The sequence below is a fragment of the Desulforapulum autotrophicum HRM2 genome (genome assembly GCF_000020365.1).
In the GTDB taxonomy this organism is placed as follows: domain Bacteria; phylum Desulfobacterota; class Desulfobacteria; order Desulfobacterales; family Desulfobacteraceae; genus Desulforapulum; species Desulforapulum autotrophicum.
Window position 1 is genome coordinate 3,356,314 of sequence record NC_012108.1, and the last position, 23,079, is coordinate 3,379,392.

Consider the following 23,079-nt stretch of genomic DNA (forward strand, 5'->3'; position numbering starts at 1 on the left):
AACAGTTGACGCAGGTGTCAAGGCAGGCTTGGGCTATCAGGAAAAAAACAGAATGGGGGTTAAACAATCGATTAATTCAAAAGTTGCTTGGTATACATATCAGCCGTAGCCCGGGTCAGTTTCAAGATATGCGCCCGGACCAGATCTTTTTTCTTGAACGGATGATTTCTAAAGGTCATGATAATTCCGGTGATGGAGGCAATAAATGAATGGGAGTAAATCCTTGCATTCTCCTTAACGCCGAGACGCTCAAGGAAATCGGCAAAACCATCAAAAAAGACCTTGGTGACCGAGTCAAACTTACCCATGGCAGGATTTGCAAGATTATCTTTGAGCATGAGATAGGTCATCATCTGGAAAGTCGATTCATTCTCAAAAAGATGCTCGACAAAGGTCACGGCAAAATCTTCAATGGTGGCAGGTTCATCACCCTTAACCAGGGCTTTGAACTGTTTGCTCACCGCAGAGATATCCTGGAGAAACGCCTCGATAAACAGATCCTCCTGGCTTGGAAAATATCGATAAAGGGTCGCCGGAGAGACACCTGCCTCATCTGCTACATCCCGCATGCCCACATCGTAAAAAGGTCTTTTTAAAAAAAGAGACAGCGCAGATTCAATGATAATTTGTTTCCTTGCTTCCCGTTCCCTTTCCTTTAATTCTGCAAACCTGGATTCTGTAGTCATTGGATGTCTCCCTGAAATTTGTGCATCAAAACAAGAATGTTGATATTTATAGAGAACACCTATCATTGTTTTTAATAAGTAACAACAAAAAATCTCAGTGGAACAAAAGCCTGGGGGTGAACCCATTTTAAAGTATTGTCCAGGCATGGAACAGTCAGTATCCCCTGCAAAGGACATTGCTTTATTGACAGGATACTGCCAGGACTGCTATGTTGCCAAAGGATTAAAGCGTATGTTGAATTAACGCCTTTGAAGGAAGAAATGTAATGGATACTAATCCCAAAAAAAGGGATGTGTTTGACTTTGAACTGGGATATCTCAAAAAAAGCCCCTGCCTCACCTGCAAGGAAAATAAACGCATTCCCGAATGCCATGATCAGTGCAAGCTGCTTGACACGGTGAGAACGCTGCTCGCCCGTGGGGTCTCCTGCCAGCGATCGTCCTTTCGGTAGAACGGCTGTGACACCCATGCAAGCCCCCTCTCTTATGAAGCAACACTTGACCCCGGAACTTTTCAATGAGCTTAAGAGCCTCCAGACAAAGAGCGGATTTACCCTGGAACGAGCCGTTGAATCTGGCCTTAAGAACCCGGATTCATCCGTTGGAATCTACGCTGGTGATGGAGAATCCTACCAAACGTTTGCCAAAATTTTCAGACCTGTAATTGAGACCTGCCACGGGGTTTCAATTGACGGCATCCATCCATCCGATCTGAGCCCCATGGACGATGCCCCCCCACCACCTTTTAACCATAAAATTCTTTCCTACAGAATTCGCATTGCAAGAAATATAGCAGACATTCCATTCCCCCCCCATGTCGGCAACGCTGATCGCTCCAGGGTTGAACAACTTGCGGTTGATGCACTTTTAAAATTCGAAGGAGACCTCAAGGGAAGATATTTCCCCCTGGGTGAGTTAACCAAAACTCAAAGAATGACGTTTGAACACGAACATCTACTGTTTGGACGCGGGGATCGGTTCATGGAGGCGGCAGGAATCAACAGGTCCTGGCCCGCTTCAAGGGGAATTTTTGTATCCAATGATCATAAATTTGCCGTATGGATCAATGAGGAAGACCATTTAAGAATCATTTCAATGGATCGCCCCCAGAAGACCCCTTCACAGGGTATTGAAAAGACATACAACCGCCTTGCAAGGGCCATGGCAGACCTTGAACAAAGTTTAACATTTGCCTGTGATCCCCACCTGGGATTTCTCACATCCTGCCCCTCCAATCTTGGGACAGGAATGCGGGCCGGCGTCCATGTCCGGTTATCCGGCTTTAAGACACGGGGACAGGCAATCCATGAAGCAGCAGCGAGATATCTCCTCCAGATCCGGGGGACCCATGGAGAAAAGACAGGGGTTGAAAACGATGTGGTCGACATCAGCAACCGGTATCGACTGGGCATAACAGAAAAAAAATGCGTTGAAATGCTTCAGCATGGGTTAGAGGCCATTATGACTGACGAACGTTTCTCCTGAATGAGCATATAACGATCTCTATCACCATCGTAGTTGCATTCATTTAAAAAGGAATTCGTGCGTTTACGGGTAGCTCCTTGCTATTTTTTTGACCAGAGTGTAGTATAATCAGGTTTGATTTCGGAGGTTGCAATATACAGGCCATCTGCCTTCCTTGACAAAAAGCATCCCCCTGTCCTATGGTATGAAAATGTAGGATCGCTATAAAAATCATATAAAACGCCCACTGAAGCATTGCAATCAGCGGCGTGAATCGTGCGTTGTGGCCAAGGCAAAAACCATGCTCCGGCCATGCCGGTTATGTTATTACCCTGAAACAGAGGAGAACAATTGAAAAGACAAAGAGGCATTAAATGATAACGTATGAATCTGTAACAAAAATATTTGGTAAGGGAACCAATACCGTTACCGCCCTTGATAATATAAGCTTCACCATTCCCAAGGGCGAGGTCGTGGTGTTTCTCGGCCCCTCGGGATGCGGCAAAACGACTACCCTGCGTCTTACCAACCGCCTGGAGACACTCACCAGAGGGAATATAACCATAGAAGATCAGAATATCATGGAACTCGATGTTGTCCAGCTCAGACAGCGCCTGGGCTATGTCATTCAGGCCATCGGACTCTTCCCGAACAAAACCATCGCCGAAAACATCGCGGTTGTTCCCAAACTTCTAAAGTGGGACGAAGAACGTATCAGTAAGCGCATTGATGAGCTGCTTGAAATGACAAACCTGGATCCTGATCTGTACAGGGACCGTTACCCAGCAGAACTCTCCGGGGGACAGCAACAGCGAGTGGGGGTCGCCCGGGGACTAGCCGCAGACCCAAAAATACTTCTCATGGATGAGCCCTTCGGCGCGATAGACCCCATAAACAGAGAAGAGATTCAAGATGAGTTCCTCAAGCTTCAGACAAAGCTGAAGAAAACCGTGGCCTTTGTCTCCCATGACATACACGAAGCGATAAAGATGGGTGATCGCATTGCCATCTTTGAGAAGGGACGTCTGGTACAGTACGACACACCAGAGATTATTCTGACCCAGCCCAAAAACAAATTTGTCTCCGACTTCGTGGGTGCCGACAGGGCACTGAAAGTCCTTGGCCTCATGCGGGTAAGTGATATTATCAACCGAAAGCCAAAGAACATCATCCAGGGATCCGACCGTTCCGCGGAAGCCTTGGATTTTCTGACCACAAAGAAATCTCGCTATGGCATTGTGCTCGATGGAAACAAACCGATTGGCTTTGTTACGCAGAAAGATCTCAAGTATGAACAAGGTTGGGTACGAGACGTGGTGGAACCAAATCCACTTCTCCTGAGGGAAAAAACCCCACTGAGGGACGTGCTCTCCTTTATGCTTATGCACGACACCGCAACCATCTGTGTTATAGACGGAGATAAAAACTTTTCCGGGACGGTAACCTACAACGACATACAAAAAGCAGTAAAAGCAAGTTACGCCGATGAAGCAGAACATGAGGAAACCGAGGTAGCGTCATGAGTACACTGCGATTCATAATGGAGAACTTCAGCCAAGTTCTGTATCTCACTTGGGAGCATATATGGATTGTGGGGATAGCACTCCTTATAGCCACACCAATAGGCGTGACCCTGGGTATCGTCATTACCAAGCAAGAGCAGCTTGCTTCCAGGGTCCTGAACGGTGCCAACATACTTATGACCATCCCCTCCCTTGCCCTGTTTGGAATGATGCTACCCATCCTTGCAATAGTTAATATGGGCCTGGGAAAAGTTCCTGCTGTTATTGCCCTGGTTCTTTACAGTCAGCTCCCTATTATCAGAAATACCTATACCGCTATAAAAGGGTGTTGAAACCGGTTCTGTTTTTAACACATTATCAAGACACCTTGTCTTTTTGATCGGAATTTTTTTATTTTTTTGCCCACGCGGATCGTAACGCGAACTATTTTTGTTCTTTTCCCCTTGCAAAAGCATTGTCAGAGTTACATTTGAAAAACATCAGACAATAACAGGGCAAGCCAGCAAACCGGTTTAAAAATCTTTCAAATTTCCAGGTACGTGTACGAGGTTTATCCAGCAACCTTGAATAAATCCAGTTGTCCATCTTGCTTTTTGCACCTTTTCCGTCTTGTATCAGCCATTTCTATCAGTAATGTTGCGATTGTTGTAAATGTTGAACGAGCAACAACCCCATGCTGACTCCTTACCCTCGTCTGTTCAAGGCCTTCTCTTTTTTTTATAAGATTAAATGGTCGCTCACAATTTTTGCGAATATCTATTGCCCTTTGAGCCTCCTCATGAAAAGTTGGTATCGGTTGAAAATACCCATTGTCAAATGCAATGGTTCGATATTTTGGACAATTTGATTCGTATATGCATTCTCCAGGGGCGGCCGTACAGCCAAATTCATGACCGTTTCCTGAGCACCCCATAATTTTCATTGGAATATCACAAAAGTCGTTGCAAGTTACCCTCACTGGAAAATCCAAAACATTGTCAGGCAATTTTGCCTTTTCAGACGGGGGTGCTACGACATAAACCCCGGTCTTCTCAAGAACAGACCCATTACTATCGTGGTAGGCTTGGTCAGCTGTGATCAACTTCATATCAATGCCCAATGCCTGGGCAAGTTTAATCACTGGCGTTAAAAACAGGCTATCATGATGATTGGCTGCTCCGATAAGAGAAACCAATGGAAAACAGTGACCGGTTAAAGGATTGATTGCAGAAAGCGTATGCATGCGGTAACCAATAACGTACTGTGATTTATCTCGTTTCTTTCTTCGCCTGCCGCAATCAGCGTCTATATCCGAATAAATGCGTATTTTCTTTCCCTCAACCTCAACTGTACACAGTGGATAATTGATTTCCGAGGGAAGCTCAGTAGAATCAATCGCATGTATGACTGAATTTGCCAAACAACCAGATTGATATAAATGGTGAAGGATATAAACAAGGATATTCATCAAATTTGTAAAAGATAAACGGCTCCTGAAGTGGCTCAACTCTGTATGATGAATCTGCTCTTTTGTGTTTAAAGGCAATCTCACAAATCTTCTGTTTTGTTTTCTTTCTCTGCCAAAATACTCGTCGGTACAAAACTTCCTGTAACTGATTTCGGGATATTTTATAACCTTCAAAATTTCCATACGAAAAAGCTGATATGGCTGAACATACCTATGGCAAGGAGAATAACCTTCAGGCGCTATAAGACTGTTGATAATTGCATCATCAAAAAGGTCATCAATAAATTTCAGTTCTTTATCAATTATCTCCGGAAACGGCTTTCTTTTTTTATCGAAATCAAAAAGTTTATCGTTGTGGAAGTTGCTGACATATTTAGCCATTTCCTCAATAGTTTTGATTCCTTTTGTGGGCGTTTGACCTTCAATGCCTGTAAGTTCTTCTATGGGAAGGGTCACCGTTTGAGAAAAATCATAGCCATTTATTACTTCATCCATCACTTGTTTGATCAGCCTTTTTTTCGCTTTCCTTTTCATATTCTTCCAGTGAGGATGATTATATTTCAATTGCTTTTTGACCAAAGCCCTGATATTTTTTGTGTGCATAAGACCTCTGTTTTTTTGTGTTGTTTCGATGAGTGATGTTGTCGAAAACTATACTCTTAAACAGAGGTTTTTTCAATATAAATATTTGAAATAATAACATTTATATCGAAAATTGAGGTGTCGATTTCAACACCCTTTATAAAGAATGTTCCTTCTGCATTGGTGGACGCAGGCAGGGGGATGGGCATGAGTAAGTGGAAACTTTTGCGAGAGGTGGAAATCCCGCTGGCCATTCCATTAATTATTGCGGGATTGAGGACGGCTGCCGTTATGAATATAGGTGTTGCAGCTATTGCCACCTACATCGGAGCAGGAGGACTGGGGGTTTACATCCAGCAGGGTATTGCCCGGGTATATCCAGAGATGATACTGAGCGGCGCCATACTTGTTTCTCTTCTGGCGATAATCGTAGACGGTGGGATGGCCCTGCTGGAAAGGATTACAACGCCAGAAGGTATCAAGGTACAAAGGAAGCTTTCACGATGAATAGACTATTTACAAAATCATACAGAATTCTCATTGCGGTTATCATACTGATTGCGGGTGTGACGTTTGAACGAACGGGACTTATAGAATTACTCTCTGATCCTTACGAATATCCCGTTATCATGGAATTGTTCCTCCAGCATCTGCACATGGTGTCCTTAAGTATGATTTTTGCCACGATCATAGGAGTAACAGCAGGAATTGTGCTTACCAGGCAACGATTTCGCAAGTACACCGGGCTATGCATGTATATTATCGGACTAGGACAAACCATCCCCTCCCTTGCCGTTCTAGCGCTGGCCATGAGTTTCCTGGGGCTCGGCTTAAAGCCGGCAGTATTCGCACTGACCATCTATTCCATACTTCCAATCGCGAGAAATACCCTTGCCGGGATTACCGCAGTACCCCCGGAACTGATAGATGCCGGAAAAGGCATGGGAATGCCTCCCATGAGGATTCTCATGGAGGTGGAGATACCCAATGCCATGAAGGTGATTTTAACGGGATTCAGGGTCGCCCTGATAATTAATATCGGCACCGCCGCCCTCGCCTATGTCATTGGGGCAGGCGGTTTGGGAGACCTTATATTCACAGGAATAAATCTGATGCAGACGGACAAGCTGCTGGCCGGCGCCATTCCGGTTACGCTACTGGCACTTTTTGCGGATTTTCTGTCTGAGCTATTAGGAATAGCTCTGATCTCAAAGGGTCTGCGCCTTTCCAAGTAGTAAAGGTGTGGGTCTTTTAATTTTCTGCACAAAAATGAACGATCAACCAGGGACTTGAATAAATACAATGCAACATCTTCTTTGTTCAAATCCTTAAAATTTATAATTCTCTGGCATTCAGTCAAGAGACCAAGAGGAGGTATTATGAAAAAGATATTTAAACTTGTTTTTCCGGCAATACTTATTTTAACGTTACTTTTACCAGGCAGTGTCTTTGCCAAGGATAAAAGCCTGATAGTGGGCGGTAAAGACTATACAGAGCAGCTCCTTCTTCCGGAACTTGCCGGCATTCTTCTCGAACAGGCAGGGTTTGATGTTACACTCAAGACAGGGGTCGGGTCTGTGATCGCCAGAAAATCACTGGAGAATGCCCAGTTTGACCTCTATTATGAGTATACGGGCACGGCATACACGCTGTATTACAAGCAAAAAGATACAGAAATAATGACCGTTCCTGAAAAGGTTTACGACTGGGTCAAACAAGCCGACTCCGAAAAGGATCTTGTCTGGCTTGATCCTGTCAGGTTCAACAATACCTATAGCCTGATGATGAACAAGGCAGAAGCGGAAAAGCTCGAAATCAAAAGTATCTCCGACCTGGGAGTCTACGTCACTAAAAATCCGGACAAACTGATATTCGCCCTGGATTCGGAATTCTGGGAACGCCCTGACGGATTTAAAGGCATCATGAAAAGGTATAATTTCAGGCTCCCTAGCAACCAGGTCAAAAAAATGTCTGTGGGTCTTACCTACCAGGCATTGAAAGATGGTCTGGTCAATTCTGCAATGGGTTTTACCACCGATGGCAGAATCGCGGCCTTCGGCTTTGTGAACCTTGAAGACGACAAGTCTTTCTTCCCTGTGTACAATCCCGTACCCGTTGTCAGGAAAGAGATCCTTGATACATATCCAGAAATACCAGCCATATTAAAACCACTTGCGGAGAACCTGACCTCGGAAGTGATGCAGCAGCTCAATATGGCCGTGGACATAGACCACAAACCAGTTCACGATGTGGCCATGGATTGGCTCAAGAGTAAAAATCTGATCAAATAGAATTACGCCACAGATCTCCGAAGGGGGAAGGCCTTTTCTTCCCCCTTTCCTGGGCACTCAGAATAGAGCTTATCGTTCTCACTAGGAGTGACTGACCGTACACACCTGAGTGTTTCTCCGAAATAAAAGGAAAATTCGGCATGAAATTTAAGTGGGATATGAATCCAAAACAGGATCGATTTGATCCAAAAGATTTTAATAAAGTCATGAAGGCTGTTGTCACCACCGGCAATGGCGGATACGACAAACTCCAGTGCCGTGTGGTAAACCTTCCAAAACTTGGGCCAGGCGAAGTTTTACTGCAAGTTCTAGCCGCCGGGGTCAACAACACTGAAATAAATACACGCATTGGCTGGTACTCTTCCTCGGTTACAACAGGTACAGAGAAGACTGCAACTGCCGAGGAAGAGCTGGTTACAGAAAAGGCAGATGGGGGATGGAACGAGGCAACACCTTTCCCCTTCATCCAGGGCACAGATTGCTGTGGTCGTATTGTTGCCGTTGCCCCTGGCGGGGATAAAAGCACCATCGGTTCACGCGTACTCGTACGAGCATGCATGCGTCGGTCAGGCTTTGGGTCGATGGACAACATCTGGATGGGGTCTGATTTCGACGGTGCCTTTGCTCAGTTTGTCAAAGTTCCCGCAGCAGAGGTGTTCGCCGTGAACTGCAACTGGAGCGATGCTGAGCTTGGAACGATCCCTTGTGCCTACGGAACTGCTGAAAATATGGTTCACCGTGGCAAGGTGTGCAAGGGGGAGCATATTTTGGTTGCAGGAGCGTCCGGAGGTGTCGGCTCAGCGGTCGTGCAACTGGTGAAACGACGGGGCGCCACTGTGACGGCGATTGCGGCCAAAGCAAAGATGGTACAGGTTCTTTCCCTGGGTGCTGATCGTGTTATTGATCGTGATGATGATGTCGTTGACAGTCTTGGCGAAAACGCTGTGGATGTCGTTATTGACAACGTTGCAGGACCAGCCTTCGGAAGCCGGTTAAAGGCACTGAAGCGAGGTGGAAGATACGTGTCCTCCGGAGCCATCGGTGGTCCCCTAGTGACACTCGACATGCGTACCTTCTATCTAAAGGATTTAACGCTGGTTGGCTGCACTGCATGGGACGAACCTATTTTCCCAAATCTTATTTCCTACATTGAGCGCGACGAGTTGCGGCCGCTTGTAGCAAAGACATTTCCCCTCGAACGCATAGCAGATGCGCAACGCGAGTTCCTCGAAAAAAAACATGTTGGCAATTTCGTTTTAATTCCACCGGGTACATGACATGCCCCATCACGACAATCGAATCCGATTCAAGATCATCGACTTCACCAGGCACATCCCCACCCACAATTATCAACCACCCGTCTTCCCCTGGGCTATAAGCCTCAGCCAGATGTAAAAAGCTGATACAATGCCGCTGAGCTCTATGGCAGCAGTCATGGCCGCCTGCTTCCCGGCGGCGCCCCACAGAACCTCCTGAAAGGTGGTTCTGCGGGCAAACATGGCCCTGACGGCGTTCTTCCTCCAGGGAGACCAGGCCTTCCTTTTTATCCAGCTTCCTCAATGGGGGATATTGGCATCCATGGTATCTTAAGCAATTCGATTTTGACTTCTGGCCATGTCCCATTGGGATAATCTATCGACGACAAAAAGGATGTCTGTCGGTTGACATCCGGTGAGATGTAGGCAATTATAAATCGATTTTGCGACCATCCTTGAGGAGATCGATATAATGAAACTGAGCATATACATAAAACTGATGATGGGTTTTGCTGCCATTATAGCGATATTGGCCCTCTCCAATGCCTATGTTCTATTTGAGTTGAATGCTGTAGCCAATGGCGCAAAAAATATTCTCTCCTCAAATGTCAGGACCCAGGAACTTGCAAGGCAACTGCATCCCGCTGTTCAGAATGAAATCGAATATGCGGAAAAGTACCTGATTTCAAACGATGATGCCTATTTTTCCTTGTTTGTTGAAACCAGTCAAGAAGTCGGAAAAAATATAAAATTATTGTTTGAAACCCTGCCCTCCAGTGAAGACCTATTATTGATAGAGAATCTGCAAAAAGCGCATGCTTCCATTGTTGCCAGCATGCAACAAGAAAACAGCGAACCAAGTGCCCACAATGAAAACCAAAAGCAGATACGGCTGAAGAATACGAGATTAATGCTTGATTCCCTTGATCTCCTTATCCGGGATAGCCATTTCTCCATTGGAAAAGAAATAACCCGAATTGAGTCGACAATAACCCGCTCTGTCAAAATCGCCTTTTTATTAATCGCAGGGACTCTCTTTACAGCTGTGACAATCGCCTTAATCATTGCCCGTACCATTACCCGCCCCATTGGCCAGCTAATCCGGGGAACTGAACAGATTGCCCAGGGCAATTTCAAAAAAATTCTTGTGTCTTCCCATGATGAAATTACACTGCTCGCCTCCGCCATCAATAATATGAGCAGCAAAATCAATGAAACAAATCAATTAAAAGCGCAAATGATGCAACAAATTTCCCATGAACTGAAAACCCCTCTTCAGGCAATACAATCTGCCCATGATGTTTTATTGATATCCGGATCGGTTAAGGAGAGCCGACTTCGAATGCTTGCAGCCATTAAAAGGGGCATCAATAAAATAGCAGATTTCAGCATGCAATACCTTGACCTTGCAAAAATCGAAACCGGTGCAATGCAATACAATATAACAGTGTCTGATATCCATAAAATCGTTGCGACTGTGGTGGATGAGGCAAAACTTGTTGCCGCCTCAAAGAACATACACATGGAGTTGGAGGTTGTTGCTGTTCCAAAGGTCCTGGTTGATAGGGAAAAAGTGTCAATTATTATCAGCAATTTAATCAGCAATGCAATTAAATACACCCGGGAGAATGGTAATATCAATGTGAGCATAGGCCTGAGCGATGGGAGGGTCCAGGTTGCAATTAAAGACTCGGGAATCGGGATCAACCCGGAAGAACTCGCGAATGTATTTGATCGATTTTATCAGGCCAGTAATAAAGAAAAAATTAAAAGCAATGGCTCCGGGGTGGGACTTGCGATTGTCAAAGCATATACAGAAGGACAGGGGGGAAAGGTTCTTGTTGAAAGCATCCCCGATCAAGGGTCAACATTTAAAGTAGAATTTCCAATTGAAGAAGACCTGTCCTTGCAAGCTTAAGAAAATTATGTTTCAGCTTATACTTAATAATTGAGTTTTATATAGCAGGGCTTGTCCAACCAATGGATAAGATTGTGGTTCGTCCCCACACAATCTATCCTTATTCGTTATGTTTACAGAATTATCTTTTTAAACTCTTTCGCGATAATACAATTTTTTTTATGTAAAATTATCAGGCAAATTTTTTTAACGCCAAATCTTTTGTTTAATGGCTGATTTCCTAATAAGAAGAACCGACTTGATCGAAGGGTTAGTTGCCTTATTCATCCACAACTGGCACAGACAAAGCACAGAAGTCATCCACGGAGGAAACCCCAAAAAGGCAGAGGCCTTTTTCCAAACAAAAAAAGTCCTGACCATTATAAATGATGATCAGGACTTATATAAAAATAACCCGGCGGCGTCCTACTCTCCCACAGGGCCTCCCCTGCAGTACCATCGGCGCTAGAGGTCTTAACTTCCGTGTTCGAGAAGGGAACGGGTGTGGCACCTCTGCCATTGCCACCGGATTAAACTTGGCAATATACGGGACAGATTTCAAATCTGACCCTAATCTGCTGAAAGTATCTACGAATGAATTCCGAATATCTGCATTAAAGCGTTCAAACCTAAAAGGGTTTGTAGTTAGTGGCTAAGCCTCACGACCTGTTAGTACCGGTTAGCTGAACACATTACTGTGCTTACACACCCGGCCTATCAACCTTGTAGTCTTCAAGGGGTCTTTAGTCACTTTATGTGATGGGATATCTAATCTTGAAGTTGGCTTCCCGCTTAGATGCTTTCAGCGGTTATCCGTTCCGAACTTAGCTACCCTGCAATGCCGTTGGCACGACAACAGGAACACCATTGGTTCGTCCATTCCGGTCCTCTCGTACTAGGAACAGATCTCCTCAAATATCCTACGCCCACGAAAGATAGGGACCAAACTGTCTCACGACGTTTTAAACCCAGCTCACGTACCACTTTAATTGGCGAACAGCCAAACCCTTGGGACCTGCTCCAGCCCCAGGATGTGATGAGCCGACATCGAGGTGCCAAACCGCCCCGTCGATGTGAACTCTTGGGGGCGATAAGCCTGTTATCCCCGGCGTACCTTTTATCCGTTGAGCGACGGCCCTTCCATACAGAACCGCCGGATCACTAAGACCTAGTTTCCTACCTGCTCGAAATGTCTCTCTCGCAGTCAAGCTCCCTTATGCCTTTACACTCTTAAGCTGGTTTCCAATCAGCCTGAGGGAACCTTCGCGCGCCTCCGTTACTCTTTGGGAGGCGACCGCCCCAGTCAAACTACCCGCCAGACACTGTCCGTAATCCCGGTAAGGGACCCACGTTAGAACCATAGTACATGAAGGGTGGTATTTCAAGGGTAACTCCACGAACACTTGCGTGCCCGCTTCAAAGTCTCCCACCTATCCTGCACATCATGTACCAAAATCCAATGTCAAGCTGTAGTAAAGGTGCCGGGGTCTTTCCGTCTTTTCGCGGGTAGACGGTATCTTCACCGCCATTCCAATTTCGCTGAGTCCCTGGTTGAGACAGTGCGGAAGTCGTTACGCCATTCGTGCAGGTCGGAACTTACCCGACAAGGAATTTCGCTACCTTAGGACCGTTATAGTTACGGCCGCCGTTTACCGGGGCTTCGGTTCAAAGCTTCGCTTGCGCTAACAAATCCCCTTAACCTTCCGGCACCGGGCAGGCGTCAGACCCTATACCTCGTCTTACGACTTTGCAGAGTCCTATGTTTTTAGTAAACAGTCGCTACCGCCGTTTCTCTGCGACCCTCCCACGCTTTGAAGAGCAAGTCTTCTAACACGGGGGGGCATACCTTATCCCGAAGTTACGGTATCATTTTGCCGAGTTCCTTAACCAGGGTTCTCTCAAGCGCCTCGGGATACTCTCCCTGCCTACCTGTGTCGGTTTTGGTACGATCACCTGTTATCTCGATAGAGGCTTTTCTTGGCAGCATGGGTGCAGTCAGTTTATGGGATCAGATCCCTCCTCATCGCTTCTCGGCCTTAAAAAGGAACGGATTTGCCTGCTCCTTAAGCCTACCAGCTTGAACCGCCTATTCCAGCAGACGGATGACTTGCCCTCCTGCGTCCCCCCTTCTCTCAAACGATAACTCGGTGGTACAGGAATATTAACCTGTTTTCCATCGCCTACGCCTTTCGGCCTCGGCTTAGGGATCGACTAACCCTGAGAAGATTAGCTTTACTCAGGAATCCTTGGGCTATCGGCGAGGGGGTTTCTCACCCCCTTTATCGCTACTCATGTCAGCATGGTCTCTTGTGTAAACTCCACATGACCTTACAGTCACGCTTCAATACTTACACAACGCTCTCCTACCATAGAAATAAATTTCTATCCGCAGCTTCGGTGCTATGTTTGAGCCCCGTTACATTTTCGGCGCAGAACCACTCGATCAGTGAGCTATTACGCTTTCTTTAAAGGATGGCTGCTTCTAAGCCAACCTCCTGATTGTCTGGGCATTTCCACATCCTTCCCCACTTAACATAGACTTGGGGACCTTAGCTGGCGGTCTGGGTTGTTTCCCTCTCGTCCGCGGAACTTAGCTCCCGCGGGCTGACTCCCACACTTTACATCATCGGTATTCGGAGTTTGGTTAGGTTTGGTAATCTGGTGAGACCCCTAGCCCATCCAGTGCTCTACCCCCGATGAGAAACATGTGAGGCTATACCTAAATATATTTCGGAGAGAACCAGCTATTTCCAGGTTTGTTTGGCCTTTCACCCCTAACCACAGCTCATCCCAATAGTTTTTAACCTATATGGGTTCGGTCCTCCACGCGATTTTACTCGCGCTTCAACCTGGCCATGGCTAGATCACCTGGTTTCGGGTCTACTCAATGCAACTTGGCGCCCTGTTAAGACTCGGTTTCCCTGCGGCTACACCTCACGGCTTAACCTTGCTACATTAAGTAACTCGCTGACTCATTATGCAAAAGGCACGCGGTCACTATGGCTAATGCCATAGCCCCCACTGCTTGTAGGCAAACGGTTTCAGGTACTATTTCACTCCCCTCACAGGGGTACTTTTCACCTTTCCCTCACGGTACTGGTTCACTATCGGTTGCCGGGTAGTATTTAGCCTTATGAGATGGTCCTCACAAATTCCCACAGAATTTCTCGTGTTCCGCAGTACTTGGGTGTCTGAAAAGAGAGAGTGATTCATTTCGCCTACAGGGCTGTCACCTGCTATGGCCGGACTTTCCAGTCCGTTCGACTACAAATCACCTTTGTAACTCTCCGCACCTTCCGAAACAGGTACAATTCAGATCCCACGACCCCTGACATGCAACGCCTTCGGGCTATCACACATGGCAGGTTTGGGCTGTTTCCCGTTCGCTCGCCGCTACTAGGAAAATCGTTTTTACTTTCTCTTCCTGGGGGTACTAAGATGTTTCAGTTCTCCCCGTTGGCTTGATCAGGCTATGTATTCACCTGAACATGTCACAGTATTTACCATGACAGGTTTCCCCATTCAGAAATCTCCGGATCAAAGTTTGTTAAGCAACTCCCCGAAGCTTATCGCAGCTTTCCACGTCTTTCATCGCCTCCCGGCACCAAGGCATCCACCGTTTGCCCTTTATAGCTTAGCCACTATAAAACCACAAATTAAGTTTAAACGCTTTAATGCAAATATACAGATACAACGTCACAGAAATTTTCACCTTCGTAAAAAAAATTACAAAAGCTTCTATTCCTGTTTGTTATACGATACAACACCATTGGAATCCCTTGTCCAGACATTGTCTGAACGCGACCATTCCTCTGGGTTATGTTGTTTCATTTTAACTTTCAACAGATTGTCAAAGAACAAAGAATCAATTAAATTGATCCCTCAAAACCGGTTAGTGACGAAGACTTGCATGTCTTCTGTATTGTATTTCTTTCCTTAGAAAGGAGGTGATCCAGCCGCTGGTTCCCCAACGGCTACCTTGTTACGACTTCACCCTAATTATCAACCATACCTTAGGCACCTGCCCCCCCGAAGGGTTGGCCCAATGACGTCGGGTACAATCAACTCTCATGGTGTGACGGGCGGTGTGTACAAGGCCCGGGAACGTATTCACCGTGGCGTGCTGATCCACGATTACTAGCGATTCCAACTTCATGGAGTCGAGTTGCAGACTCCAATCCGGACTGGGATATGCTTTAAGGGATTCGCTCACCTTCGCAGGTTCGCTGCCCGTTGTACATACCATTGTAGCACGTGTGTAGCCCCAGACATAAGGGCCATGAGGACTTGACGTCATCCCCACCTTCCTCCCCGTTAACCGGGGCAGTCTCTTCAGAGTTCCCGCCATTACGCGCTGGCAACTGAAGATAGGGGTTGCGCTCGTTGCCGGACTTAACCGAACATCTCACGACACGAGCTGACGACAGCCATGCAGCACCTGTCTCTGAGTTCCCGAAGGCACTCTAATATCTCTAACAGATTCTCAGGATGTCAAGTCTGGGTAAGGTTCTGCGCGTTGCGTCGAATTAAACCACATGCTCCACCGCTTGTGCGGGCCCCCGTCAATTTCTTTGAGTTTTAGTCTTGCGACCGTACTTCCCAGGCGGTATACTTAATGCGTTAGCTCCGGCACAGCAGGGGTCAATACCCGCTACACCTAGTATACAACGTTTACTGCGTGGACTACCAGGGTATCTAATCCTGTTCGCTACCCACGCCTTCGCACCTCAGCGTCAGTTTCGGTCCAGAAAGGCGCCTTCGCCACCGGTGTTCCTCCTGATATCTACGAATTTCACCTCTACACCAGGAATTCCCCTTTCCTCTACCGTACTCAAGTCTTGTAGTTTCAAATGCACTTCCAGGGTTGAGCCCCGGGCTTTCACATCTGACTGGCAAGACCGCCTGCGTGCCCTTTACGCCCAATAATTCCGAATAACGCTTGCACCCCCCGTATTACCGCGGCTGCTGGCACGGAGTTAGCCGGTGCTTCCTTCATGGGTACCGTCAATACCACATACTATTAATATGAAGTAACTTCTTCCCCATTGACAGAGCTTTACGACCCAAAGGCCTTCTTCACTCACGCGGCGTTGCTGCGTCAGGGTTGCCCCCATTGCGCAAAATTCCTCACTGCTGCCTCCCGTAGGAGTCTGGACCGTGTGTCAGTTCCAGTGTGGCTGATCATCCTCTCAGACCAGCTAACCATAATCGTCTTGGTAGGCCGTTACCCCACCAACAAACTAATGGTGCGCGGACTCATCTTCAAACAACAGCTTTCAAGAAGAGGCTGTCTTTCATCAATCCTTCCAAAGAAAGACTGACTTCATCCGGTATTAGCGATTCTTTCGAACAGTTATCCCGGATTCAAAGGTAGATTATCCACGTGTTACTCACCCGTGCGCCACTCTACTCAGGATTGCAAGCAATCCCTTTCTCGTTCGACTTGCATGTGTTAAGCACGCCGCCAGCGTTCATTCTGAGCCAGAATCAAACTCTCCAGTTAAATTCTTTGAATATCTTTTGTGTGCTTTCACAGCACTCAAAAGACACGCTTCGTCTCTTTTGTCACTAACCAGTTTTCAAAGATCAAAAAATAATTTTCAACTCAAAATGTCTTTGCAGGAACGGTGTCCCCCAAAGACTCAAACAATATATCTCCATCCCTAACGAATGTCAAACATTATTTTAACACAATCTAAATAAATATATATTACTTCAGCACAAGGCCCTGGGGAAGGCTCTCTCCAAAAATAGCCGATGTCTCAACTGCCTTGATCTCTACTTTCTCCCTGACAATGGCCGAACATTTCTGGGTCTTGGTGAGATCAAACCACTCCACAAGCGGAGCAATTGTTTCAGAGTCAAGATCCCTTGTCCGGTCTCCTGTCTTTCTTGCAATCTGTGCCAGGGCCTTTGCAAGGGGAAGGTCCCTCCTCTTCTGTTTTTTAATCATCTTTCTTATCCATACAGCGGCCTCTCTGGGAGGGACAACCCTGTCAACCGAACCGTAGAGAAGTTCCCTTGCACCAATGCGCGACAAGGCCCAGAAGAGCTGTGCAGGGGATTTGCCCGGATTGAGCAGGGCACAGATGGCCCGGCCAAGGGAAACCTTATCCTTTACAAGCAATCGCTCCATATTTGCCGCAGCCATCCAGATTTCAGTCAACTCCTGGGGGGACACCTTTTTCTTTAAACCGTTACCCCCAAGCAGAAGGGGGGTGACGTCCTGGAAGAACTGGCGCTGCTGTCCTGCATTCATTCCCCCTGCTATTCTTCGACAAAAGATCCACCATTCGCTGACATTCTGTTTTACCTTTGGAAATATGGGACCGGCGAGATAAATTTTCCAGAGCTTACGCATCCTTTCCCCATCAAAGGCATCACCAAAACCGGGACGAATGCAGAATCCCGTCAAATTCAACCAGCGAACCTCATGTTCAGGGCTCAACCGTCTGGCATCGGATCGCTGGATGAGGTGGTCTGCCATGGTCCGCAACAGGGACAGGGGCCATGCGTTTTTCTGGGTCTCGATTTTACCCTCAAGTGTCTTAACAAGCCCTGTAATCTCTCGTTGATCTGATTCACTTGAAAAGGCGGTGTCGATCATGGCGCACGACGCTTCGATAAGGGAGGATTCAAGCACCTCGGTTTCCGAACCGGCCAGGGGCAGAACCTCGTCCCTTAGCTGAAATTCAAGTTTCCACCGATGGTTGGAAATACTTGAACGGCACCAGACAGCAAGGGAACCCATCTCCGTATATTCTGGTTCTATGGTGACGGGCACGCTTCTCTGTTCACCCTTTTTGCCAAACTTGACAATGGTCTGCATGGGCATCATTGGGGACAGGGTATCATCAACATCCACAATGTCACCGCTTATATCCCCGGACCGAAAACTTGAACTGAACATGTCAAAGGTGACCGGCTGGTTGGTCAACACCTCAAAGGCCATCTGGGGCAACTTGATTACAGATCCTTCATCCAGCCCCCGTTCCACAACACACAGGGCCTTTGGCGTTTCAGAATTTGCCTGGTCCCGGGCGGTGGCAACCCCGATATAATAACTCCTGGGACTGCCGCTGCCCACCCTGACACCTGTCCCCTGCTTCACAAGTCCGTAGTAGGAGGCGCCAATGGCAACGGAAAGGTCTGGATGATTGTTTTCAAGCAATGCGGGAAGCGCAGAATCCTGGGAACCAAACCAGTGGCGGATGGCGGTTCTGATCCTCTCCTGGAGAAGGGAGGGCTTCAGGGAGCCGCCGTTAAAGAGGATATGGTCGGGCATGGGCTCTTTTCCAAGGAGCTGCTTCACCTCGGTGCGATGCTTTTCCAGGAACCAGCCGATGTGCCTTGTTATGGCAGGCTCCTGCTCATAGGGAAGACCGAACTCAGCAATGGCCTTGCCAGGGGGTTTCTGGGCTGTTTCACCGGGGTCGACATCCGGGAAAAAGCCCTGGCACAGGATGGTTTCAAGATCCTCCCGGGTAAGATCTGCTGCAAGAGTTCCTGCAATCACCGAGCGGCCCTGGCCTTTGAGGGTGATCCTGACAGAATTTTCACCCTGCTCCAGAATTTTTTCCTTGGCTTGCCTGCACTTATGGCAGAGGGTTTTCCAGCGATCCTGGGTCAGGGAGTCACGCCGCTTGAACTTTGAGGCCACAAGATTTGCAAGGGCAAGGTCAATATTGTCACCGCCAAGGATGAGATGATCGCCCACGGCAAGGCGTTCAAACCGAGGCGTTCCCTCGGACGCCGAAAGCGTGATCAGGGTAAAATCAGTGGTGCCACCTCCCACATCACACACCAGGATAAGCTCTCCTGGCTGGACGTGTTTGTTCCAATCATTTTCATGGAAAACAAGCCATGCGTAAAATGCGGCAAGGGGTTCTTCAAGCAGGGTGACACTGGTTCCAAATCCTGCCTCTCGGGCGGCCTTGAGGGTGAACTCCCTTGCCGCCTCATCAAACGAGGCAGGAACAGTGATCACGACAAACTGATTTTCAAGGAAAAGGTCCTCATCCTTTTTACCGTGGTTCCACGCCTTTTTAATGTGCCGCAGATAAAGGGCCGTTGCCGTAACCGGCGACACCTTATCAACCCCCTCTGCCCCCCAGGGAAGAATTTTAGCCTCCCGGTCGGCCCGGGCGTGACAGAGCCAGCTTTTGGCAGACGAGACAAGGCGAGCGGGCACCATTGAGCCGTGATCCCGGGCAAAGGTGCCGACAAACCTGTCATCCTCAGTTTTCCAGGGATGCTTCAGCGCATTTTCCGATACATCATACTCGCCCGGGATATAGAGAAAGGACGGCAGAACCGAAATGGCAGAGAACTCTCCGCTGCCCGTGAGCTGGGGCACGTTAAAGGTTTTTATGGGATTTTTGCCGCCGTCACCATCCAGAGCGGTGAGATCCACATAGGAGACAGCGCAATTGGTTGTGCCAAGATCTATGCCAACGACAAAATGTTTATCCTGAAAATCCAAACTCAACTCCTCTATTTTGGCCGTACATTGAGCTCAAGTTTCCACCGCTGATTGCCGTCCCGGGCACAGGCCCAAAACTCAAGGGTGCCGACCTCGGTGAGACGCACCTCAAAGGTCACGGGGATAACGGCGTTATCTTCGTCCCCCTCAAGACGGGTCTCAATGGTGGTCAGATCGCGAATATCTTCGTACTCCCAGTTATCAACGATCTCCCCGAGCTGGTCTTTGTTTCGCGTGGTGGAGGTCATGATGTTAAACCGAACCGTCTCACCCACAATCAAGTTGAAGAGTCTTGTCCTGTTCTCAGCCCCTGTTCCCTCTTCCATGCCAAACGGCGCAATGCAAAGCGCTCGGGTGGGAAGAACAACGCCTGGAACAGCCGGCATGGCCGCTTCGACCGCCAGATAGTAGGAACTGCCAAGCCCGCCCCTGATTCGAATGCCGTCACCCTTTGCAGCCCGGCCATAATAGGCGGCTCCCCTGGCAACACTTAAATCAAAATCCCCGGTGTCGATCTCCCGGATACCACCCGCTTGACCATTCACGGCCCATGAGGAGAGAATCTTCATTACCCGATTTCTGAGGGCCTGCGATTTCATCACCCCGCCATTGAACACAACTGCCGTTGGAAGTCGCACCTGGCCGTGTTCATCCCTGTGGTTGGATATAAATTTTGCAAGGTGACGGGTAATTCCGGGATCTGCCTCGTAGTTCAGCCCAAACTCCCTTATCCCGGCCATGCTTGAAACGGAAGGCTCCTGGTCAAGTACTGTTTCAGGAAAAAATCCTGCGAGAACGATCTTTTCCACATCCTCGTATTCAAGCGCTGCCTTGATGGTTCCCTTGATCAGACCCGAGCCCCGTCCAAGAATCGTCACAGGATACTTTCCCCAGGTATCGTCTCCGGAAAACAGCGATTCCTTGGCTGATCTGCAGGAGTGGACAAGCCCCCTCATCTGCCAGGGATCCAGTTTCTTTCCCTGTTGTTGCAACTTTGCAGCAAGGGAATAGGCCAGGGCAAGATCGATATTATCCCCCCCCACAAGGAGGTGTTCGCCAACGGCAAGGCGTTCAAGACAGAGGTTACCGTCTTCTTCCTGGACCTCAATGAGGCTGAAATCACTGGTTCCACCGCCCACATCGCACACAAGCACAAGGTCTCCTTTTTCCACCTTGTCCCGCCATTTCTCTTTGGACCTGTCGATCCAGGAATAAAAGGCCGCCTGGGGCTCTTCAATCAGGGTGACGTCGGTCAAACCCGCCAGATGGGCAGCCTTGACGGTAAGCTCCCTTGCAACCGCATCAAACGAGGCAGGAACAGTGAGGTATATCTCCTGATTTTCAAGCACCAGATCAGGATCTTCGGCGGCCATCTCAAAGTTCCATGCCTTGCGAATATGGGTAAGAATGTGGCTTGACGCCTGGACCGGGGAAATCTTATCCACCTTGGCCGTACCTTCCCAGGGAAGAATGGGGGCCTCTCTGTCCACCTGGGCATTGCACAGCCATGATTTGGAAGAACTGACAAGCTTCTGGGGAACCTCACTCCCCCTTTCCCTGGCATAAACGCCTGCCATTATCTTTTCCTGACGTCCCCAGGGAAGGGCATGGGAGGATTCTGACACCTCATGGGTTTCAAGCAGATATAAAAACGATGGGAGGGCTTCCCTGGATTCAACTACCCCGGATCCTGTCAGCTGGGAAACTTTAAAAACCGTTATCTCAGAGGCATCGGTTGTCAGGGCATCAGTGTAGGCTACAACGCTGTTGGTTGTTCCAAGATCAATACCGACAATGTAACGGGCTTTTTTCACAAGATCACTCCGTCTTCTCTAAATAGTGTTTAAACAAAAACTCACCCATCTGCGGCGTTGCTTCAAAACGCTGGCAAATTATAAGATTGGCCTCACGTACATTAGTACGCTCGGATTTCAGAATTTTTTGCATCTTGCATATGGGAAATTTTTCGTCCAAACACGGGTTTTCGGTCAACCACTAAACCTCTGTTCTAATTGATCTCAACCTCTGCCGGTACGATTATGGCGGCGTCAAGCACATCGGAAAGCTTTGGAATCTCTCTTTTACCAGCCTTCCAGCCCCTATGCCTCAACAGACCCTTAAACGGCGGATTGCCAGTCACGTTTCCCGTAAGCTTGATGGCATCGGGATCAAACCCCTGTTCGACCACGATCTCTTCTCCCTCGGCCTTGTCAATCACGGGCTTAAGTGCAAGATATTTGGCGATGGTTTTCTTGCAATCCTCCTGGATACTCCTGACGGCAGCCCCTATCTCTTCGTCCTCGTAAAGGGACAAATCCTCGTCAAAAAAATCAAGCAAGCGCCCTTCCCTCTGCAAAACGGAAAGAAGGTGGAGAAAAACCCGCCGGCGCCGTTCCTGCTCAATCCTGAGATCTGCAGCATCTTTTTTCCCCTCTCGTTTAAGGGGCTGCGCAACTGTCTTCTCCTTGAAAACAGATGCAGCACTGCCTTTGACCATTAGCCAGAGTATAAGGGTAAACAACAAAAAAACAGCCCCGGACACGGGTACAAACCAGGGAAAGAAATTGATCGACACCAGTTTCAGGAGCCTGACCCCGTCCCAGGAATCAGAGGCTAAAAGGTGCAGCAGTTTTTCCACTCCGAAATAGACACCTGCATCCACACCCAGCATCAATACGGCCATGAAACCAATGATCACCAGGAACGATCGTTGTGCAAACTTCTTTGACATATCCAAATTTTATAGTCTCCTATGGTTCTGTTGTCTGTTCCGCCCTTTTTTAAATGAGACACCCACCGAAGCATTGCAAACAGAGGTGTTTGAACTTTTCTTGTGCCCAGAGCAGATAGCATGCACTGGCCATGCCGGTCCTATAGTGTTTGAACAGTCACTATATAATCAAAAAAAACCACACTGACAAGCCAGTATGGTTTTTAATAATAATACAATAACAATTAGTTTCAAGTAGGGTGGTAAACCTTTTGGGAAATCGAACCTTGACTTTTGTCTTATTTGTCATCCTTGACCACAATGACAGCCTTGTTCTCCTCAAAGGTTTGGGGGCCTATCCCCTTTATCAGTAAAATATCCTGGGGCGTTTTAAACGCACCCACCTTTGTGCGGTACTCAATAATTCTTCGGGCATACTGGGGGCCCACCCGCTTAAGGGTGCACAGCTCTTTTTCGGTTGCGGTGTTGATATTGACCTTTTCCGCTGCCCCTATTGCCGGAATGGTAATAAAAAACAGCAATACAAGGACAGCAACAAACAACGTCAGACATTTTTTCTTTTGATCCATAGGTTCCTCCCACCATCTTATCATAAGGCATTAACAGTATTGATTCGACTTCCCAAAAGGAAAGATTTACCTGAAAGGTCGAACAAACAGCGTCAATCCGAATAAGCGTTTCAACCATTTGGAATAGTTGACTGGTAATCACAACCGATGA

16 protein-coding genes and 3 rRNA genes are annotated in these 23,079 nt (G+C 47.7%); 9 read left to right on the plus strand and 10 right to left on the minus strand.

Annotation, left to right across the window (positions count from 1 at the left end; all coding sequences use genetic code 11):
- Nucleotides 1–71: 71 nt before the first annotated feature.
- Nucleotides 72–686, minus strand: coding sequence for a TetR/AcrR family transcriptional regulator (locus HRM2_RS25350; RefSeq protein WP_015904803.1), 615 nt, complete (start codon nucleotides 684–686; stop codon nucleotides 72–74).
- A 266-nt stretch (nucleotides 687–952) separates the two neighbouring features.
- Here HRM2_RS25350 and HRM2_RS14605 point away from each other — a divergent pair, with 266 nt between their 5' ends.
- The 4 genes from HRM2_RS14605 to HRM2_RS14620 all read left to right on the plus strand — a co-directional run bounded on the left by HRM2_RS14605 (nucleotide 953) and on the right by HRM2_RS14620 (nucleotide 4,005).
- Nucleotides 953–1,138 (plus strand): hypothetical protein, encoded by a 186-nt coding sequence (locus HRM2_RS14605; RefSeq protein WP_041273287.1) that lies wholly within the window; start codon nucleotides 953–955, stop codon nucleotides 1,136–1,138.
- A gap of 34 nt (nucleotides 1,139–1,172) precedes the next feature.
- A complete protein-coding gene (locus tag HRM2_RS14610) occupies nucleotides 1,173–2,171 on the plus strand; it encodes a phosphagen kinase (RefSeq protein WP_187149254.1) in 999 nt (332 codons plus the stop codon).
- A gap of 353 nt (nucleotides 2,172–2,524) precedes the next feature.
- Entirely contained in the window at nucleotides 2,525–3,673 is a 1,149-nt protein-coding gene (locus HRM2_RS14615; protein WP_015904806.1) for an ABC transporter ATP-binding protein, read from the plus strand.
- Nucleotides 3,674–3,741: 68 nt separating this feature from the next.
- Nucleotides 3,742–4,005 carry a hypothetical protein gene (locus tag HRM2_RS14620; RefSeq protein ID WP_148214635.1) on the plus strand — a complete coding sequence of 88 codons (264 nt, stop codon included), beginning with the start codon at nucleotides 3,742–3,744 and terminating at the stop codon, nucleotides 4,003–4,005.
- A 218-nt stretch (nucleotides 4,006–4,223) separates the two neighbouring features.
- On the opposite strand, the gene HRM2_RS14625 is transcribed toward HRM2_RS14620, so the two are convergent.
- Entirely contained in the window at nucleotides 4,224–5,654 is a 1,431-nt protein-coding gene (locus tag HRM2_RS14625; RefSeq protein ID WP_232364034.1) for a transposase, read from the minus strand.
- Nucleotides 5,655–5,840: 186 nt separating this feature from the next.
- On the opposite strand from HRM2_RS14625, the gene HRM2_RS14630 reads away from it, so the two are divergent.
- The 4 genes from HRM2_RS14630 (at nucleotide 5,841) to HRM2_RS14645 (ending at nucleotide 9,270) form a co-directional block, all read left to right on the plus strand.
- Nucleotides 5,841–6,209, plus strand: coding sequence for an ABC transporter permease (locus tag HRM2_RS14630; protein ID WP_015904809.1), 369 nt, complete (start codon nucleotides 5,841–5,843; stop codon nucleotides 6,207–6,209).
- Nucleotides 6,206–6,937, plus strand: a complete 732-nt coding sequence (locus HRM2_RS14635) for an ABC transporter permease (protein WP_015904810.1) — start codon at nucleotides 6,206–6,208, stop codon at nucleotides 6,935–6,937. Before HRM2_RS14630 ends, HRM2_RS14635 begins: the two co-directional genes overlap by 4 nt.
- A gap of 144 nt (nucleotides 6,938–7,081) precedes the next feature.
- Nucleotides 7,082–7,993: an ABC transporter substrate-binding protein gene (locus HRM2_RS14640; RefSeq protein WP_015904811.1), complete on the plus strand. Its 912-nt coding sequence runs from the start codon at nucleotides 7,082–7,084 to the stop codon at nucleotides 7,991–7,993.
- Nucleotides 7,994–8,133: 140 nt separating this feature from the next.
- Nucleotides 8,134–9,270, plus strand: a complete 1,137-nt coding sequence (locus HRM2_RS14645; protein ID WP_015904812.1) for an alcohol dehydrogenase family protein — start codon at nucleotides 8,134–8,136, stop codon at nucleotides 9,268–9,270.
- A 72-nt stretch (nucleotides 9,271–9,342) separates the two neighbouring features.
- Here HRM2_RS14645 and HRM2_RS27120 read toward each other — a convergent pair whose 3' ends face one another.
- Nucleotides 9,343–9,492 (minus strand): hypothetical protein, encoded by a 150-nt coding sequence (locus HRM2_RS27120; protein ID WP_187149255.1) that lies wholly within the window; start codon nucleotides 9,490–9,492, stop codon nucleotides 9,343–9,345.
- A 229-nt stretch (nucleotides 9,493–9,721) separates the two neighbouring features.
- Between HRM2_RS27120 and HRM2_RS14650 the strand changes: the two genes are divergently transcribed.
- The gene (locus HRM2_RS14650) at nucleotides 9,722–11,167 is read left to right on the plus strand and encodes a sensor histidine kinase (RefSeq protein ID WP_015904813.1); all 1,446 of its coding nucleotides are present in this window, start codon (nucleotides 9,722–9,724) and stop codon (nucleotides 11,165–11,167) included.
- A gap of 392 nt (nucleotides 11,168–11,559) precedes the next feature.
- Here HRM2_RS14650 and rrf read toward each other — a convergent pair.
- The 7 genes from rrf to HRM2_RS14685 all read right to left on the minus strand — a co-directional run bounded on the left by rrf (nucleotide 11,560) and on the right by HRM2_RS14685 (nucleotide 22,928).
- Nucleotides 11,560–11,676, minus strand: a 5S ribosomal RNA gene (gene rrf / locus HRM2_RS14655).
- Between the two features lie 118 nt (nucleotides 11,677–11,794).
- Nucleotides 11,795–14,786: ribosomal RNA gene (locus HRM2_RS14660) — 23S ribosomal RNA — on the minus strand.
- Nucleotides 14,787–15,086: 300 nt separating this feature from the next.
- Nucleotides 15,087–16,649: ribosomal RNA gene (locus HRM2_RS14665) — 16S ribosomal RNA — on the minus strand.
- The 16S, 23S and 5S rRNA genes sit together here, the layout of an rRNA operon.
- Nucleotides 16,650–16,856: 207 nt before the next feature.
- Nucleotides 16,857–19,628, minus strand: coding sequence for an Hsp70 family protein (locus tag HRM2_RS14670; RefSeq protein ID WP_015904814.1), 2,772 nt, complete (start codon nucleotides 19,626–19,628; stop codon nucleotides 16,857–16,859).
- Nucleotides 19,629–19,639: 11 nt separating this feature from the next.
- Nucleotides 19,640–21,442, minus strand: coding sequence for an Hsp70 family protein (locus HRM2_RS14675; protein ID WP_015904815.1), 1,803 nt, complete (start codon nucleotides 21,440–21,442; stop codon nucleotides 19,640–19,642).
- Between the two features lie 194 nt (nucleotides 21,443–21,636).
- Nucleotides 21,637–22,359, minus strand: coding sequence for a DUF2760 domain-containing protein (locus tag HRM2_RS14680; protein WP_232364292.1), 723 nt, complete (start codon nucleotides 22,357–22,359; stop codon nucleotides 21,637–21,639).
- A 278-nt stretch (nucleotides 22,360–22,637) separates the two neighbouring features.
- Nucleotides 22,638–22,928 (minus strand): ComEA family DNA-binding protein, encoded by a 291-nt coding sequence (locus HRM2_RS14685; protein WP_015904818.1) that lies wholly within the window; start codon nucleotides 22,926–22,928, stop codon nucleotides 22,638–22,640.
- Nucleotides 22,929–23,079: the final 151 nt, after the last annotated feature.